This is a genomic window from Hydrobacter penzbergensis, assembly GCF_900106985.1.
Lineage (GTDB): Bacteria > Bacteroidota > Bacteroidia > Chitinophagales > Chitinophagaceae > Sediminibacterium > Sediminibacterium magnilacihabitans.
The window spans coordinates 214,762-232,434 of record NZ_FNNO01000001.1 but is presented as its reverse complement, the minus strand read 5'-3'; the positions used below and the strand labels follow the sequence as shown (position 1 = coordinate 232,434).

The following is a 17,673-nucleotide window of genomic DNA, read 5'->3' as shown; positions in this document are numbered from 1 at the left end:
GACTCGCTTCGCTCGCTCGGGATGACGCACTTATTTAATCATTGGTTTTTCTTCGGCATGACCGCTTTTGGATCTTGTCCGGGTTTATTAGCAGAAGGAGGTGGGTTGATGGGTTTAACAGGCGTTTTGGATTTGTTATTGTTGTCGTCCAGTTTGATCTGTGATTCCGGCGCTATGTCTTCCGGTTTGATGTTTTTGGGTACTTCATAATCTTTCGATTGACCGGTACCCATGTCTTCTCCTTCTCCACCCAGTACCGGCGTATTGCCATTGATGTAATCGATGATGAGATCATTGCTCATTACATCCGGTTTCACAAAGGTCTGTTTTGGATCCAGTCCGCAATTAGGGTCTTTGACAGCTTTGCTGTAGAAATAGGCCCAGATGGGCATTGCAGCGCGGCTACCTTGTCCGTTCAGGTTGTCTTTATCAAAATGGATGAACCGGTCATCGCAACCCACCCAGGCGCCGGCCATCAGTTGAGGTGTATAACCCATGAACCAGGCATCGCTGTTTTCATTGGTGGTACCTGTTTTGCCGGCCACTTCCATATTGGGTACATCGTACTGCCAGATACCGCGACCGGTACCAATGGTCATTGTTCCTTCCATCATCTTGATAATGGAATAAGCTGTTACATCGCTGATCACTTCTTTTCGCTGGGGAATAAAAGTGGCCAGCACATTCCCGTTCCGGTCTTCGATGCGGGTAATATACATGGGCTTTACGTTGAAACCCCTGCCGGGGAACATGCTGTAAGCCTGCATCATTTCATACAAAGAGATTTCACAAGCGCCCAGGGCAATAGAAGGGTAGGGTTCTATCTTGGTTTTGAGATCGCATTTTTTCAGGAAATCAACAAAACGTCTTGCGCCATTATTGCCTTCATTGTCGAGCTGCTTCATGATATAAGCCGAAGCGCAGTTTCGCGAGAAGGCCAGTGCATTGGCCATCGGTATGGCTCCTCCTTTACAGGATTTGCTGGTGGCAGGCACCAATCCGTATTGACCAAAACTCTGCTGTTCATCGTATACGGTTGTATTCGGTGTGAATCCCGCTTCTTCAATGGCAAGGCTATACAACAATGGTTTCATGGTAGAACCAACCTGACGCCTGGTGTTGGGGTTCGCATGATCGAATTTAAAAGTTTTGAAATCGATACCGCCCACCCAGGCCCTGACTTCTCCGCTAACGGGTTCCATTACCATGAATCCCGCCTGTAACATCTGACGATTGTATTTGAGTGAATCATAAGGTGTCATCACCGTGTCTTTTCCACGTGAATTATTCCAGGCAAAAATGTGCATGGGGGTTTTGACAAAAAAAGTTTTGCGTATCTCATCATCACCCATACCATCTTTCTTGAAGTTGCGCCAGCGGTCGCTTTGCTTCATGGCAGATTCCAGCACATTCTCATAACCTTTCCATACAGAACCCTTTTTGATGTTTTCCTGCGTGTTCAGCAACTTCTGCATATAACTCATGTGACGCGCTACTGCTTCTTCTGCATACAATTGCATGCGTGGATTGATGGTGGTATAAATCTTCAATCCATCACGGTAAAGATTGTAGCTATCGCCATTGTTTTTCTTGTGTTCTTTACACCAGGTCTTCATGTATTCACCCAATACCATCCTGAAATAAGGGCCCAACCCGTTGTTCTCGTCCAGTTTTTTGTAATTGAGTTCAATGGGTTTTGTCTTCAGTTTGTTTGCTTCTTCGGCGCTCAGGTAATTACTGCTTACCATGCGATTCAATACGAGGTTTCTCCTATCGAGGGCCTGCTTGGGATTGCGGCGAGGGTTATATAAAGAGGGTGCGTTCAACATGCCTATCAGTACGGCAGCTTCTTCCACACTCAAACGGTCGGGCTCCTTCTGGAAGAAAGTGCGCGAAGCATTCCGGATGCCATACACATTATCGCCATAAGCTACTGTATTGAGATAAAGTGTTGCGATCTCTTCTTTGGTGAAGTTCCTTTCCAGCTTAACAGCGATGATCGATTCTTTGACTTTTTGGAGGATGCGCAACAGAAAATTCCTGGTATCCCAGTTATCGGTGAAAAGATTTTTAGCTGTTTGCATGGTAATGGTGCTGGCGCCACCTTCGCCACCCAGGTGGGCAACAGCGCGGGCTAGTGACCATGGGTCGATACCACTGTGAACATAGAAGCGTTTGTCTTCAGTGGCTACCAATGCATTGATCACATATTTACTGATGTCTTTGTAATCCGCATTCACCCGGTCTTCAATATAATATTTACCCATGGGTGTTCCGTCCTGGGCAAAAACCTGGCTCGCGAGCGACGCTGTTGGGTTTTCGATATCCTCCAGGTCGGGCATGGCCCCCAGCCAACCCCAGTTGATCATGAGCAACAAGAGGATGAAGCCTGCAAAGCCCCAGAAAAAAATGCGCCAGAAAATTCTCACCGGTTTAGACATGGTAAATCTGTTCTATGATTGTTTCGCAATGGTACGTAAAACTAAACAACAGTTCGCCAAAGATCCTTATCTCTCCGTTAAAATTACTCGGGAAGCAATTTTTGCATAAAAGCCCTGAACTCATTGATGTCTTTGTTGTTAAGTAAAATGGCCAGGTTAGCCGGACTGATGATGCTGAAACTGTATTTATCCGCCGGTAGCCAGGGAACGATATTTGTTTTTGAAAGGGGCTTTACCGCATCGATATAAGAAGCGGCTGTAGCAGCGTTCATGAATGGCCCGAGTAATAAAAGCTGCACATCGCTTGTGAGCCGCATGCTGCTGCTGACGATCTTCAGCCGTGCATAACGTTCCCTGTTGAAAATATTGAATGCGTTACGGCTTTCACTTGCATAAACAGGATCCACTTTATTCATGATGATGACTACATACTGCGAGTCTGTTGGTACGAACCGGTACACATCGTTGCTGATGATCACCGGTTTGTTTTCCTGTTTTAATTCTTTGGAAACGATTGCTGTGGGTGGCGGCGCCAGTTTGCTGCTGTCTTTTCTCTTTTCGGCCGTAATGGTAGTAAGTGGCGATTGCAGGTCAACCCGGCGCGAAACAGATTCATCTCCTCTTTCGATATTCAGGTTGGTCAAATGAGCTTCTATTTCATTCCTTCTTTTCAGCACATCGATCATGGTGGCGGCTTTCGCGGCCATGGGAGATTGCCCGAATTGTTGGATGATCTCCTGCAAGCGGTTAATGGCAATACTGTCCTGCCGCTCCCGCACATAGCTGATGGACTCAATGAACAACAACTGGGGCGTCCAATGCGAATGACCGAACTGTTGATCGGCTTTCAACTTGGCAAGGCGTGCTTCATTGAAACGTCCTTCAATAAAGAGGCGGTAAACCGATTCGTATGTTTGCGTTGGGGCATCGGGTTGGTTGGCCGATTGTGCCTTACGTAATAAAGCGGTATAGGAGCCGGCCGGATAAGATTTGTTCAAAACGGTCCGTATCGAATCGGCTTTGGCAACGGCATCGCTCTCCTGGTAGCAAAGCGATAAGTTGAACAGCACCTGCTCTACGGAAGCGCTTTCAGGGAAACGTTTCAGAAAAGCTTCATAAGTGGCGATGGCCGAAGGGTAGTCACGCAATTGATTTTGGAAGGTAAGCGCACTCGAAAGCAATGATTGACTGATCAATTTATTGGATGCATCCAACTGCGCTTCGGTAAGTGGGATTTCTGCGAGCAAAGTTTCGAGACTGAGCTCTTTTTCTTTTGGTGCCGGGCTCGTTTCGGACTGTGTTTTCTGTGTGTTGACTGCCTGGGAATTGGCGGTACTGAAAGATTTGTCTACCGCAGCCTGCCTGCGCCAGTTATCAACGTTGGGCCTGTTACCCCAGCGGGTTTTGAATTCAGCCGCGCCTCTTGTTTTCAACGATGCATTCTGGAAATAGAAGCCGGCGGTATTGTTATTGAATAAATCTATGGTAGCTGTGTTACCGGAAGCTCCGCCTGTTTCTGTTGTTTCAGTTTCTTTCAATCCTTTTTCTTTTCGCAACCGGCGGATCATTTTTTTTGCGGCAGTGAGCCTTTCGCCGGCCGGCAACGTTGCCAGGCTTTGCAGGCTATCCTGGTGACGGACAACAGACTCATTTGCTGCAATGAGTTGCAGGGCAGGTTTGAGATTGGCGATCTTTTGCTTTGCCGCTTCGTCTACTAATGAAGTCTCCACACTATCGTAAAACCTGTATGCATTGGCATAGGCTTTACGGTTATAGTTGAGGTCTCCGAGCAGCAGAAAGCTTTGTTGTTTTAGTGCGGCATTGCCGGTATTGTATTGAATGCTTTTCAGCAGCAGTTGTTGTGCGGCCGAATCGCGATGGCGTTGCAGTTCCAGTTGAGCGGCTGTGTGATAAATAATGTCACGATAGATGATGTACTTGTCGCGACGCGCCATTTTCAACAGTTCATTCAGGTTTTCTTGCAATGCATTGTCTTTTTTCCCGCTTGCCAGGGAGGCAATATTCAAACGGGCATATACTTCCATCACAGGATCAATTGCGTGGCGGATGGAACGCTGGAACATTTCCATTGCCTGATTATCTTTTTTGGCCAATTGATAAAGTTGGCCGGCGAGGTATTCTCCTCTTGCCCGCACAGCGCCTGAAGCAGGCAGGGATTTGGAAAGCTGGGATGCAGCGCTGTCGTACATTTCCTGCTTGTAAAACCAATAAGCGCTGAGTTCATGTAAAGATGGTTGGAGCCTTGAAGGAAAATGCGGGTCCTGCCGCAGAATCTCGAGTAAACCTGCTGCGTCGCCCATTTTCTGTTGCTCGAGATAAGTGCGTACCTGCCATGTCAATGCTTCATTTCTGCTGGGCAGTGTGGTGAAGATTTTTTTCAGCAGGGTTCTTTTTTCGTCGGTGGCAACGGTGAATACGCCCCCGGTATTGCTGGCATTGCTTCCCAGGGGAATGTCATAACCGTCATCTTTGGGAGCGTACACATAATTGATGTATTGGAAGACGGCAGTGGCTGAATCAAAATTTTTGCGGAGCAGGTAAGCTTTTCCCATCAGCACATACAAGTTATCTACCCAGTCGCTCCGCAGGTCATGCAGCAGTATGCCTGCATTGCATTTATAAATAACGGTATCGATCAGGTCTTTGGCTGTTACATCCAGGCTGTAATCATAGAATGACAGCAGTTGCCCGTAATCGTCTTTGTGCTGTTGCCTTGCCCTGTTGATGATATCATTGACCAGGTTGTTGGCATTGAAATAATAATTGAACCGGCTGGTGGCATTGGTAAAGATGCGCCGGGGAATGGTGAATTTCCTGTTGCCCGTTTTTTCGGCGGGCAGGCTTCTTTCGGTGTACGGCTTTGGTTTTGTGAGTTCAATAGTGGTATTGGGTTGTGCATGCACTACCTGGGCTGAATAGCATATCGCCAATACAAAACCAACAAATGTGACCCACTTTGGGAATTTCGACATCGGATACATAAAACTGTCTAAAAGTACAGCTATTTATGAATACCTTTATCCTGATTTAACAGCATCGTGAAACCGGAAAATAACAATAGTCTCAAGCGCCTGCGCAACAGTTACCGCCTGGTAGTGATGAACGACGATACCTATGAAGAAGTGGTAACGTTCAGGCTGTCGCGCCTGAGCGTGTATGTAGGGTTGAGTACCGCTTTTGTTTTGCTGGTGGGGCTAACCATTGCCCTGATCTCATTTTCCCCGCTCAAATATTATATACCCGGTTACGGCACCCGTGAAAGCCGGAGTGCGTTGCAGGCTTTGAAGATACGCACCGATTCGCTGGAACAGGCGCTTCAATACAAAGAGCAGTACATCGATGGTGTAAAGAAAGTGCTCACAGGTAATACACCTTCCCAACTCGATACCATACCGGCTGTGATTCCCAGGACCGAGACCACCAACGAATAAATATGGGGCAAAAAAAAGCTGACATCCTGGTGCGTTATGCAGGATTGGCAACTGAATTGATAGCCGGACTGGTTATTGGCGTGTACCTGGGCGGATGGCTGGATAAAAAAATGGATCTTGTAAAACCTGTTTGGCTTTGGCTGTTACCTTTGTTGGTATTGATGGTGTTGTTGATAAAATTGATTCGGGATACTTCAACAGATAAGAATGGAAAAAGAAAATAAAATGAGATTTTGGCCCCTGCTGGCAACATTTTTCTTCGTTAGTGGGGTTGCAGTGTTTTTAAGATCAAATATGGATGATTGGGGAATTGATAGTAAGGTGGTTATAGTTTCTAACCTTTTATTGTTTGTGATAGGGTTGTTCAGTATTATCCTGCAGGAACGTTCTTTACGCAGTAATAACCCCAATGCATGGATACGGATGGTGATGGTATCTACTTTTATCAAATTGATCGTATTAGGGATTGCTGTGGTTGTCTATATGACAAAAGCAGGTGTTCACAAGAATAAATACGCCATTTTCATATCTATGGGGTTATATGTTTTGTATACCTGGATAGAAGTCCGCACCAGTCTGAAATTGAATAAAAAATCCAATGCCGGTAACTGAGCATCCCATGCAGGCGTTGGCAGCCTATTTGCCGGAAGGGAGTTTTGAACAAGTGGTGGAATACCTGCATCATTACAAAGTACACCTCACCGTTACCAAACAACGGAAATCAGTGCTGGGCGATTATCGTCACGCGGGAATGGGGCGCAACCATCGTATCAGTATCAACGGCAACCTTAACAAATTCGAATTCCTCATTACTTTATTGCACGAACTGGCACACCTGCTTACATTTGAGCAGTATGGCAACAAGGTAGAGTCGCACGGGAGGGAATGGAAGCATTTGTACAGCCACCTGCTCGTGACCTTCATACAACATAAAATATTTCCTGCCGATATAGAAAAAGCCTTGCAGGCTTCTGTGCTCAATCCCGCTGCTACTGCCAATGGGGAAACGGCGTTGTTGCTGGTGCTCAGGAAATACAACCCTGTACAAAAAGAAGATCATGTGCACCTGGCAGATCTGCCGGAAGGAGCATTGTTCATGATGGATAACGGTAAAATATTCCGGAAGGGACTCATCCGTCGCAAAAGATTTGATTGCGAAGAAATAAAAACCGGGCTGCACTATTCTGTGAGTCCGGTTATAGAAGTTAAAATGATGAAAGAAGGGTAATTAAGCCACTGCCTTTTTCACGAGCGATGCAGCTTCACTGAGTTCGATGGCTGACTGCACTTTGAGTCCGCTTTCATCGATCAGTTTTTTCGCTTCCACTGCATTGGTTCCCTGCAAGCGTACAATGATGGGGATTGTAATATTACCCAGTTTTTTGTATGCTTCAATTACGCCGGCAGCTACCCGGTCGCAACGCACGATACCTCCGAATATATTGATGAGAATGGCTTTTACATTGGGGTCTTTCATGATGATGCGGAAGCCGGCTTCAACGGTTTGTGCGTTAGCGGTACCGCCTACATCGAGGAAGTTGGCTGGTTCACCGCCGCTGAGCTTGATCATATCCATGGTGGCCATGGCCAGACCGGCGCCGTTTACCATACAACCTACGTTTCCGTCGAGCTTTACAAAGTTGAGGTTGTACTGACCTGCTTCCACCTCGGTAGGATCTTCTTCCGTGATGTCTCTCAGGGCAGCTGTATCGGGATGACGCATCAGGGCATTATCATCAATGTTCATTTTACAATCCACTGCAATAATCTTGTCGTCGCTGGTTTTGAAGAGCGGGTTGATCTCGAGCATGCCGCAGTCGAGTCCCACATAAGCATTGTATAAATTGGTAACGAACTTCACGCAGCTCTTGAAAGCTTCGCCGCTCAGACCCAGGTTGAACGCAATTTTACGTGCCTGGAATCCCTGCAGTCCGCCGCCGGGATATACCCATTCTTTGAAAATTTTGTCTGGCGTATTGTGCGCTACTTCTTCAATGTCCATACCGCCTTCGGTGCTGTACATGATCACGTTCATGCCTTTGGCACGATCGAGCAGGATAGACAGGTAGAATTCTTTAACAGGCTGAGGACCGGGATAATATACATCCTGGGCTACCAATATTTTACTTACTTTTTTACCGGCGGGACCAGTCTGGATGGTTACCAGGGTACCCCCTAAAATATTTTTGGCAATAGTGGCTACGTCTTCCACGGTTTTGGCAACAGCTACTCCACGTTGCTCGGTACCGGCAACCTTACCCTTACCACGGCCTCCGGCATGTATCTGCGCTTTGATAACGGCAAAGTTGTTGCCTGTTTGGGTTTTGATCTGACGGTAAGCTTCTTCTGCAGCCATTACTGTATCAACCGCAATGCCTTCCTGCACAGGTACATTGTACTTTTTCAGTAATTCCTTGGCCTGATATTCGTGGAGGTTCATGTGTGGGAAAATTTTCGCGAAGATAAGCGAATCGGGCATTCATACCGTTCGTATTAATTATTTATCGTTCTAACTTTAATTGCCTTATTTTTAGGAGTAACCCCTTTATAAACCAAACCGTGAGAACGTATATGAAAAAAACAATCTTTGCATTGCTGGGTACTGCTTTGTTAGCAGGTATCTATTCTTTCATCCCTCATACCGCTAAAAAAGAGGTAGCTACGTACAGCGTAAGCACTGAGAAAAGCCGTATCGACTGGGTGGCGGCTAAAAAAACCGCCTATCATACAGGTTTTTTTCCTTTGAAAAGCGGGGAAGTACAGCTCGATGACAATAAACTGAAGGGCGGCAAATTCGTGATTGATCTGGCCAACCTGAAAGTGACCGATGCCGGTGGTGGTGACAGGCTCACAGGACATTTGAAAACCCCTGACTTCTTTGATGTGGCCAAATTTGGAGAAGCCACTTACGAGATCACAGGAGTAAATTATACATCGGATAATACGGCAGATATCAATGGCACACTTACTTTGAAAGGAGCCAGCTTCCCTATTAAACTAACGGCTAATATCCGCGGTGTAGATGAGAAGAATTTCTTTGCACAGGCTTTCTTCAGTCTGGACAGGACCACTATAGGTATCAATTTCAACGGACCTGCCAAAGATGTGCAGTTAGCTGTTCACCTTTTTGCCAGCAAATAAGTTTTACTGCCGGCTATTGATACAACATGAGAAAAACCCCATGCATTGCGTGGGGCTTTTTTATGGATCAGAGATACCGTTCTTCAACAATATTTTGATGGTGCTTCAGGTGGCCGAAGATAATGAAGGCAAGTGCGTTGGCTGTTGTGCGGTGATTGCTGGAGATGCCGGCAGAAGAGAGTTGCTCTTCCGTTAAAGATTGCAGAAGCAGGTTGGTGGACTTCCGCAGGGCCAGAAATTCTTCTTTCAGTGAATGGAAACTTCTTTTATCGGCCATAGCATTGGCGGCAAAACTGTTTTCATCAAAGGAAGCGTTGGGTGTAGCATCTTTACGGGCAGCACGCAGCAAGCGATAGACCATGACTCTTTCTGTATCTATCAGGTGTTGCAGGAGATCCTTCAGCGTCCATTTGCCTTCTGCATACCGGTAATCGGCTTTTGCTTCGGGAAGGTTCAGGTAAAAAGTTTCGATGGGAGCAGCTTCCTGTTCAAGGATGGTCTTTACATCGTTGCTCTTTACTTTACTGATATAGGTTTCAAAATAAGGGCCATAATCATTTGCAAGTGGACGTGGCATTATCTATTGGCTTTGGTGGTATTTTTTTTAATATCGGTCGTGACTTTGTATTGTTCAGCCAGCTTCACTGCATTGTATGCGTTGACGATACCGCCGCTTTTGGAAAGATCACTGAAAGATACAACAGATTTTTTATCACCCGGCTTAAAACTGGGTACCGATGCATCGGGTATCAATACCGATTGCTCGATGATCTTTTTCACTTGTACGGCGCTGAGTTCAGGATAATAAGAGCGGATCAGCGCGGCGAGGCCGGAAACAACAGGTGCAGACATACTGGTGCCCTGCTGGTTGCCATAGGTATGAGTACCGGGGAGGGTAGAATACATTTTTACACCCGGTGCAAACACGTCTACATGTGTTTTGCCATAATTACTGAAGTCCGCGGCAATGCTGCCATTGATCCTGGGATCACTGCTGGCGCCTACCGTAATAAAATTTCCGGCATTGGTATTCCATTCTTTGAGCCATGGATTGGGATAGCCTACGGTTGTATCGAGGTTATAAGATTCATTACCCGATGAGTGCACGATGAGTACATCTTTCATTTCTGCATAATGCACAGCGCTGTCTACCCACATTTTCTCGGGCGAATAATATTTGCCAAAACTCATGTTGATGACCTTAGCGCCATTATCTACTGCATAACGGATAGCGAGCGCTACGTCTTTATCGTATTCATCCCCATCCGGCACCACCCTTATCATCATCAGTTTCACATTATCTGCTACGCCATCGATGCCAATATGGTTGCCGCGTTGGGCGCCGATGAGTCCGCATACATGGGTGCCATGCATAGGCGATGGGCCCATCACATCATTGTTGCCATAGAAGCGATCGGTAAGACTGTTGTAATTATCCTGCACAATCTCTGCCCGGTTGTCTTTTACTGATTCTTTCGAATCAAAAGCTGCTTTTTTGCCTTCTACATATTCCTCCAACTGGCCCAATATGCTCACATTGGTTTCGCTGTTCCTTTCTTCATCCGGTATACCAATCATTTTCATGCTGGTGAGATAAGCCAGTTTGGCTTCTTTGCCCAGCCTGGAAACGGGTTCGAACTTTTCAAGTTTGTCGCAGGTATATTCATCGCAACCCATTTCATGGCGCAATACTTTATCGTGCCGTTTCAGGGCTTTGCAGGTGATGTCGAGGATCATCAGCTCCATCTGTTCGTCGGGAGAGAAGTTCAATTCATTCACCGCCTTGGTCCAAGCCTGGTAATGGTCTTTATCGACTGGAGAAAATGCGCTGGTATCGGGTTTGCCTTCGAACCGGCTTTTCCATTTGTGGAAGATACGGGCGCGTTCATCGGGCGCACGTTTGAGGTTGCGGCCATCTTTACCGCCGAGAAAATTCCATCCGTACACATCATCTACATAACCGTTGCCATCGTCGTCGATACCGTTGCCCGGAATTTCTTTCGGGTTATGCCACAGCATGTTTTTCAAATCCTCATGTGTGGTATCCACGCCGGAATCCAGCACGGCAACCACAACAGGAGTGGACTTCCTCTTTTTGTCTTTCAGGAAATCATAGGCCCTGTTCAGGCTGATACCGTAAAAAGAATCCTGCGAATGGTCCATCTGGTACCAGTTCTTCGGTATACTATTCTGGGCCTGGCCGCAAACGAAGAAGAGTGGCAATGCCACAACACTTAAAACAATCCCACGATGCATCATCAGTGTAAATTACTTATCCCCGCAAATTTGCAGAATGATAATGATAATATAACGCACCCGGGTCAGTTTTAGGAAAATCTTATCAGAAAACCGGGTTTACACCCACATAATTGGAGGGGGTGATGGATTTTAATTCTTTTTTCAGTGCACTGCTGATTTTCAATGTACTGATGAACTGGTGGATGGCTTTTTTGTCGATGGTATTATTGCCCCTGGTAAGGTCTTTCAGCGCCTCATAAGGGTTGGGGTAATTTTCGCGACGCAGGATGGTTTGTATGGCTTCCGCCACAACGGCCCAGTTGTTCTCCAGGTCTTCTTTGATTTTGGCCTCATTCAGCACCAGCTTGCTCAGTCCTTTTTCCAGCGATTTAAGTGCAATGATCACATGCGCTACCGGAACGCCCAGGTTCCGTAAAACGGTAGAATCGGTAAGGTCGCGCTGGAGCCGGCTGATGGGCAGTTTGGCCGATAAATGTTCCAGAATGGCATTGGCTACTCCCAGGTTGCCTTCGGCGTTTTCAAAATCGATGGGGTTTACCTTATGGGGCATGGCAGAGGAACCAACTTCTCCTTTTTTTGTTTTTTGTTTGAAATAATCCATGCTGATATAGGTCCAGCAGTCGCGGCAAAGGTCTATGAGGATATTGTTGATCCGCTTCATGGCATCAAAATGTGCTGCGAGATTATCGTAATGTTCAATTTGCGATGTGTACTGCATGCGTTGCAGACCCAACACCTGGTCTACAAATTCATTGCCCAGTGCGATCCAGTTCTTTTTAGGGAAAGCAATATGATGGGCGTTGAAATTACCGGTGGCGCCCCCGAACTTGGCGGCATATGGTATGCTGGAAAACAACTCTACCTGGTTGTGCAGTCTTTCTACAAAAACCATGATCTCTTTACCCAGGCGGGTGGGCGAAGCAGGTTGTCCGTGTGTGCGCGCCAGCAATGAAATATCTTTCCATTGTGTCGCCAACTGGTAAAGGTTGTTTTGCAGGTTGATGATGGAAGGCATGTATTCATGCTCCATGCAATGTTTCCAGCTCAGGGGAATAGAAGTATTGTTGATGTCCTGTGAAGTGAGTCCGAAATGGATCCACTCTTTCAGTTCAGGTATACCGGCTTTATCGAGTTGCTCTTTAAGAAAATATTCCACCGCTTTTACATCATGGTTCGTGATGGACTCAATCTGTTTGATCTGCTGTGCATCGGCAATGCTGAAATCATCGGCCACTTTCTTCAAGTGAAGCCTCGCTTTGGCGGGCAGTTTGAAGAATTTTTTGTTGGCCAGGAAAAAGAAATACTCGATCTCCACCAATACCCTGTATTTGATCAGTCCGTATTCAGAAAAATATTCATCGAGGTGATGTACTTGCTTGCGGTAACGCCCGTCTACAGGGGAAATAGCGGTGAGTGGGAGCAATTCCATGGTTTAGGGTACTTGTTTTGGGTTTTGGTTAAATAACCGTTCTTTGCATGCAAAAGTAACCTAATTGGACAAGAGAATACGTGTTGGCGTTGTTAGTTATTTAAATACCAGGCCTTTGTTATATGGGATCAGGCGTTCGGGGCTGATGGATAAGATTGATCTGGTAGAAGGTTACCCCGCCCATATTGCCGGCATGTTGCTGAATGATGAAATAGATGTGGGATTGGTTCCGGTAGCCATCATTCCCCAGTTGAAAGAGTCATATATCGTTACCGATCATTGCATTGGTGCCGATGCGGAAGTAGCTTCCGTAGCTATCTTCAGTGAAGTACCCATGGAACAGATCACCACGGTATTGCTTGATTATCAGAGTCGCACTTCCGTTAACCTGGCAAAAGTGCTTCTGAAAGAGTACTGGAAAAAAGAGGTGGTATTTGAAGATGCGGGTGAGGATTTCCGTTCTCATATCAAGGGGACTGCAGCCGGCGTAGTAATAGGCGACAGGGCCTTGGAACAGCGAACCCAATCGGCTTATATTTATGACCTGGGACTTGCCTGGAAGAAATATACCGGGCTGCCTTTTGTTTTTGCAGCCTGGGTGTCCAATAAACCACTGGGAGAAGATTTTGAAGATGCATTCAATCGTGCAAATGGATACGGGTTGCACCACATTGATGAGGTTGTGGCGGATATTGACTGTAACTGGTACGACATGAAAACCTATTACACAAAAAACATAAGCTACCGGCTTGATGCGGAAAAAAGAAAAGGGCTGGCTTTGTTCCTGGAGAAAATACAGCAGTCCGCTAGTATCTCTTCTTCCCAGGTATGAGTGCCTTCAATTTAGCAGTGATGAAGTCGCTTAAATCCGGTGCAACACGTGTATAGTGGATAATTGGCATAAACAGTGCAAGGAATGCGATAGATCTTACCAGTATATCCATGTAAAGATTATTGCTTTGCGGGATATAGTAGATGCACCCATAAAGCAATATAGTTCCAGCCAGGATATATAAATGTGTAATCGTGTATGGCTGCAATCCAAATTTTCTCCACAGAAATACATATCGTACTCCGTTGTAAATAGTTAACGCTATGAGGTTTGAATAAGCAAGGCCCATCAATCCGAATGATTTGATAAGTATGAAATTCATAGGAATGGAAAGGATAGTATAAAACACATTGGTGAAGAAGTCGAAACGCCAATAATTGGATGTGCCGATGATCTGTCCATTCACACCTGTAGCAAGGTCCAGTACTTTGGCTAATCCCATTACCAATACCACTGGGCCGATGATTTCGTAATTGCCTTTGCTGCCCGATGAAAGTTTATTAAGGAAGAGTATCAGGTTGTGTATATTCAGCCAGATGAGCCCGAAAAGGCCCAGTCCGATCACTAATAAATTGGAAACACTTTTAGTGTAAATATTCCTGATGTTATCCATTTGCTTATTCTTCCAAGATTCAGATAAAACAGGTATGCTGATGGATGTGATGCTACGCTGCGGTATTTCCAGCGCAGCGCTGACGTAAGTAGCGATGGCAAAGATGCCTGTATCGGCTAACCCGCGTAAACTGATTACCAGTATTGTATCGTTGGTCTTGGCAAGTACATTCAGAAACTGCGCGCCAAAAATGAACAGGCTGAAAGCAATCATTTTCTTTTTTAATCGCCTGGTAACATTGCTGATGGGCAGTATGTGCAGTTGCCATTTACCAGAACGAATCAATACCACCAGCAACACTAAGGCTGGCACTAGGTATAGTGCACTAAAAGAATGAATGAATTGTTTCAGGTTGATCCAATGAAATGCATAAAAGAGGATCAACAGGGTGGTAAGTAAACGAATTCCCGTTTCCCGTAGAAAATTAGTAAGAGCGGTTTTTTTCAAACACCAACCAAATGCTTCGAGCCAGGAGAAGAGCAGGAGGCAAAAAGTATAAGGATAGATGGTATAAAAGTAATGTGCAAATTCAGGAGACTTACCAAGTTTGCGTATGATGAAATCCCTGAAAAAAAATCCGACCAGGCAGGTGAACAGAAAGCCCATAGCGCAAGCAATGGCGGTGATCATGGGTAGATCGTTTTTATCGGGTCCTGTATAATCGTTGTAAAAAGGGAAGAACTTGTAGATCACTGGCAGGGAGCCTAGGGTACACAATATCGACAAGGTAAGTGATATATCGATCATGGCCCTGGTGAGGCCTATTTCTCCCTGTGAGAAAAAACGGGGGAACAACACCAGGATATTCACAGCGCCAATGACAAAGCCGATGAATATATAGATGGAAGACTTGAAACTTTGTTTTTGTATGATTCCCATAATGCAATCGCCTAAGTTATGAATATTTCTTGCGAAGCCTGTTTATGATCATGCGCCATATAGTAAGGTAGGCGATTCTGCTTTCAGTAAACAATACCTGTTTGTTGTTCACCAGCTCTTTGAGGCATTGCAGGTACCAATCGCCATGCTTACTGATGATGTAGTTGATGATCTCCTGACGACGTGGCGTAGTATCATTTTTAAGCGTAGACCCCGGTGTTTGCCGGTAAAACAATAATTTCTCGGGGATCACTTCTACTTTCCATCCCTGTTTGGTAATGCGTATATAAAACTCCCAATCTTCATAGCCCATGGTCATTTGTTCATCATATCCTCCTACAGCATCCCAGCAGCTTTTTCTGACCATGGCACAGGCGGGGCATTCACTCGAGAAAAGAAAATTATAAGCATTGCCCCCGCGGGGCCGGGCGGTTTGTTTGTAGTCGCCGAATAACTGGATATGACTGGTTACCACAGCCACTTCTGTTTTCTTCTCCAGGATGGCAATAGCTTTGGTAAAAAAGCTGGGATGGAAATAATCATCGGCATCCAGTGCAGCAATAAGGCTGCCACTTGCATATTGTACACCGTGGTTCCGGGCAGAAGACATGCGGCCGTTTTCTTTGTGCAACACTTTGATGCCTTTTTGCGAAAGCTCTTCCAATACCTGTAATGTATGTGCATCAGTGGAACCATCGTTCACTACAATGATCTCGAAATGCGAATAGGTCTGCTGTTGCAGGCGGTCAATCGTTTCGGGCAGGTAAGCGCCATCATTGTAACAGGGGATAACCACGGAGATTAAAGGTGTGGATGTCATGCACTATTTTTTATAGCAGAAAATATTTAACTGGACATCGTATTGTGCCGTGCCCTGTTTTTCTGTGAAAGGATGAACTAGGCTGTCGGCAGCATTTCGGATGTATACCATGAAACCCTGTTGTTGAACAATGCTGAGCAAATTGGTCAGTTGGATATTGTCGGATGTGCGGCCGTGGTATTCCAGGAAAAGGTTGCGCACACGATGCAATTCATCGGCACAATCGGGAATGACTTTGTGTTCACCGCCTTCAATATCCATTTTCAGAAAATCGACCTGATCAAAGTTGCGCAATACACCGGCCAGCCTGACGCAGGGCACCTGTTGCCCATTTGCTGCCAGGGATTCATCGGTTATGCGACTTGCTTCTGTACCATTAGCCAGGAAAGAAACATATCCATCTTCTACCCATACTGCTTTGGGCACGGCTTGCACATGGGACAAATGGTTGACGGCAATGTTTTTCTCCAGCAGGCGGAAATTATTTTCATCCGGTTCAAAAGCCCATATGTTGGCATGGGGGTACAGTTGTTTAAAATACAACACACTTAAGCCAATATTAGCGCCACAGTCCAGTATCACAGGCTGGTCGGTCACCGCCTGAAAACGGTACATTTCCCCGACGAATAGTTCATCATAAGTGTGCAATAGTTCATAAGGGCGCTGGTAATACACCGGCATTCCATTCAACGTTTTGCTTTTTTCTTGCTGGTCATCCTCGTGCTTCAGTATTTTTTCCTGTAGCCAGCCGATGGATTTGAAACGACCCTGGTGAGTAGGAGGTTTCAGCCTTCCAACGATACCTTTGATTATATTTGCCAGAAAATTGCTCATAATTTTTAGCTTATATGTCGAATCCGCTGATCAGCATTTGTGTTCCTGCCTATAAGAAACCTGAATTTGTGGTCCGTTTGCTGGATGCAGTGCTCCGGCAAAGTTATAAGCAGGTAGAAGTGATCCTCTCGGATGATTCGCCCGACGATGGTGTAAAAATAGCTATCGAGCCCTATAAAACGGAATTACGCATCCAATATTATCAAAATACTCCGGCACTGGGAAGCCCTAAAAACTGGAATAGGGCTATTGAGAAAGCAACAGGTGATTATTTTATGTTGCTGCACCAGGACGATTGGTTCAATGATGAGCATGCCCTTGCCAAATATGTAGCTGCTTTCGAAAAAAATCCTTTGGCTGGCTTCGTGTTTTGCAAGAACACTGCCATATCCGAGCAAGGGAACAGTATGGTTTTACAATACATCCCCTCCCTGCTACCTGAATTGAATAAACGCCCCTTGCATCTATTGCTGGCCAATGTGATTGGCCCGCCCAGCAATACCATGTTGAAAGCGGCTGTTAAAAAAGAAGTGCAATATGAAGAACGTTTCATTTGGCTGGTGGATGTGGATTATTATGTACATGTTTTGCAGAAAGGCTACACTTATGTTTACCTCGATGAACACCTGGTGAGCATCGGGTTGCACGAAGACCAAACTACAGTGTTCTGCAGGGAGAACGATGAGATCATCCTCAAAGAGAACATCCTGTTTGCACAAAAGATCGGAACAACTGCTTTCCGTGATCTTAAAATATATGATTATTACTGGCGGTTGCTCCGCAACCATGAAGTGCGTACCGAAGCTGTGATGGTGAACAGCGGGGTGGAGCCTGTAGAGATTTTACCTGTATTGCGTCATATGTTGAAATGGCAGCAAAAGGTTCCGCTGCGCTTGTTGCGTATGGGCGTTGTTTCCAAAACATTCATGTTCCTGAATTATCTTGTGAGTCCAACAGCTTAACCAGTCGATAG

16 protein-coding genes are annotated in these 17,673 nt (G+C 45.8%); 7 read left to right on the top strand and 9 right to left on the bottom strand.

The genetic code is table 11. The features are described from left to right. Positions 1-38 precede the first annotated feature (38 nt). Positions 39-2,441, bottom strand: coding sequence for a transglycosylase domain-containing protein (locus BLU98_RS01125; protein ID WP_092721403.1), 2,403 nt, complete (start codon positions 2,439-2,441; stop codon positions 39-41). Positions 2,442-2,524: 83 nt separating this feature from the next. Beyond that, a complete protein-coding gene (gene porW / locus BLU98_RS01120) occupies positions 2,525-5,434 on the bottom strand; it encodes a type IX secretion system periplasmic lipoprotein PorW/SprE (RefSeq protein WP_092721402.1) in 2,910 nt (969 codons plus the stop codon). Positions 5,435-5,500: 66 nt separating this feature from the next. On the opposite strand from porW, the gene BLU98_RS01115 reads away from it, so the two are divergent. From BLU98_RS01115 to BLU98_RS01100, 4 genes are read left to right on the top strand one after another with little or no spacing between them, the layout of a single operon-like run. After that, positions 5,501-5,893: a hypothetical protein gene (locus tag BLU98_RS01115; protein ID WP_232214764.1), complete on the top strand. Its 393-nt coding sequence runs from the start codon at positions 5,501-5,503 to the stop codon at positions 5,891-5,893. A 2-nt stretch (positions 5,894-5,895) separates the two neighbouring features. Further along, positions 5,896-6,117 carry an AtpZ/AtpI family protein gene (locus BLU98_RS01110; RefSeq protein WP_092721401.1) on the top strand — a complete coding sequence of 74 codons (222 nt, stop codon included), beginning with the start codon at positions 5,896-5,898 and terminating at the stop codon, positions 6,115-6,117. Next, positions 6,101-6,505: a hypothetical protein gene (locus BLU98_RS01105; protein WP_092721400.1), complete on the top strand. Its 405-nt coding sequence runs from the start codon at positions 6,101-6,103 to the stop codon at positions 6,503-6,505. The genes BLU98_RS01110 and BLU98_RS01105 overlap by 17 nt, the downstream gene beginning before the upstream one ends. Further along, entirely contained in the window at positions 6,492-7,121 is a 630-nt protein-coding gene (locus BLU98_RS01100) for a SprT-like domain-containing protein (RefSeq protein WP_092721399.1), read from the top strand. Before BLU98_RS01105 ends, BLU98_RS01100 begins: the two co-directional genes overlap by 14 nt. On the opposite strand, the gene sucC is transcribed toward BLU98_RS01100, so the two are convergent. Then, positions 7,122-8,333, bottom strand: a complete 1,212-nt coding sequence (gene sucC / locus BLU98_RS01095; protein WP_092721398.1) for an ADP-forming succinate--CoA ligase subunit beta — start codon at positions 8,331-8,333, stop codon at positions 7,122-7,124. A 131-nt stretch (positions 8,334-8,464) separates the two neighbouring features. Here sucC and BLU98_RS01090 point away from each other — a divergent pair, with 131 nt between their 5' ends. Next, on the top strand, positions 8,465-9,034 hold the full coding sequence (locus tag BLU98_RS01090; RefSeq protein ID WP_092721397.1) for a YceI family protein: 570 nt from the start codon (positions 8,465-8,467) through the stop codon (positions 9,032-9,034). Between the two features lie 67 nt (positions 9,035-9,101). Here BLU98_RS01090 and BLU98_RS01085 read toward each other — a convergent pair whose 3' ends face one another. The 3 genes from BLU98_RS01085 to purB all read right to left on the bottom strand — a co-directional run bounded on the left by BLU98_RS01085 (position 9,102) and on the right by purB (position 12,722). After that, entirely contained in the window at positions 9,102-9,611 is a 510-nt protein-coding gene (locus BLU98_RS01085; protein ID WP_092721396.1) for a DinB family protein, read from the bottom strand. Then, a complete protein-coding gene (locus tag BLU98_RS01080) occupies positions 9,611-11,293 on the bottom strand; it encodes a S8 family peptidase (RefSeq protein WP_257574620.1) in 1,683 nt (560 codons plus the stop codon). Before BLU98_RS01080 ends, BLU98_RS01085 begins: the two co-directional genes overlap by 1 nt. Positions 11,294-11,375: 82 nt before the next feature. Further along, positions 11,376-12,722 (bottom strand): adenylosuccinate lyase, encoded by a 1,347-nt coding sequence (gene purB, locus BLU98_RS01075; protein ID WP_092721395.1) that lies wholly within the window; start codon positions 12,720-12,722, stop codon positions 11,376-11,378. Positions 12,723-12,786: 64 nt separating this feature from the next. Between purB and BLU98_RS01070 the strand changes: the two genes are divergently transcribed. Then, complete coding sequence (locus BLU98_RS01070; RefSeq protein ID WP_092721394.1) at positions 12,787-13,554, top strand: menaquinone biosynthetic enzyme MqnA/MqnD family protein; 768 nt, start codon at positions 12,787-12,789, stop codon at positions 13,552-13,554. Here the strand turns inward: BLU98_RS01070 and BLU98_RS01065 are convergent. The 3 genes from BLU98_RS01065 to BLU98_RS01055 are packed head-to-tail and all read right to left on the bottom strand — an operon-like array spanning position 13,529 to position 16,700. Further along, positions 13,529-15,046, bottom strand: coding sequence for a lipopolysaccharide biosynthesis protein (locus BLU98_RS01065; RefSeq protein WP_092721393.1), 1,518 nt, complete (start codon positions 15,044-15,046; stop codon positions 13,529-13,531). The genes BLU98_RS01070 and BLU98_RS01065 overlap by 26 nt on opposite strands. Before the next feature lie 16 nt (positions 15,047-15,062). Then, a complete protein-coding gene (locus BLU98_RS01060) occupies positions 15,063-15,866 on the bottom strand; it encodes a glycosyltransferase family 2 protein (protein ID WP_092721392.1) in 804 nt (267 codons plus the stop codon). Between the two features lie 3 nt (positions 15,867-15,869). Next, the gene (locus BLU98_RS01055) at positions 15,870-16,700 is read right to left on the bottom strand and encodes an FkbM family methyltransferase (RefSeq protein ID WP_092721391.1); all 831 of its coding nucleotides are present in this window, start codon (positions 16,698-16,700) and stop codon (positions 15,870-15,872) included. Between the two features lie 14 nt (positions 16,701-16,714). Between BLU98_RS01055 and BLU98_RS01050 the strand changes: the two genes are divergently transcribed. Further along, a complete protein-coding gene (locus tag BLU98_RS01050) occupies positions 16,715-17,662 on the top strand; it encodes a glycosyltransferase family 2 protein (protein WP_092721390.1) in 948 nt (315 codons plus the stop codon). Positions 17,663-17,673: the final 11 nt, after the last annotated feature.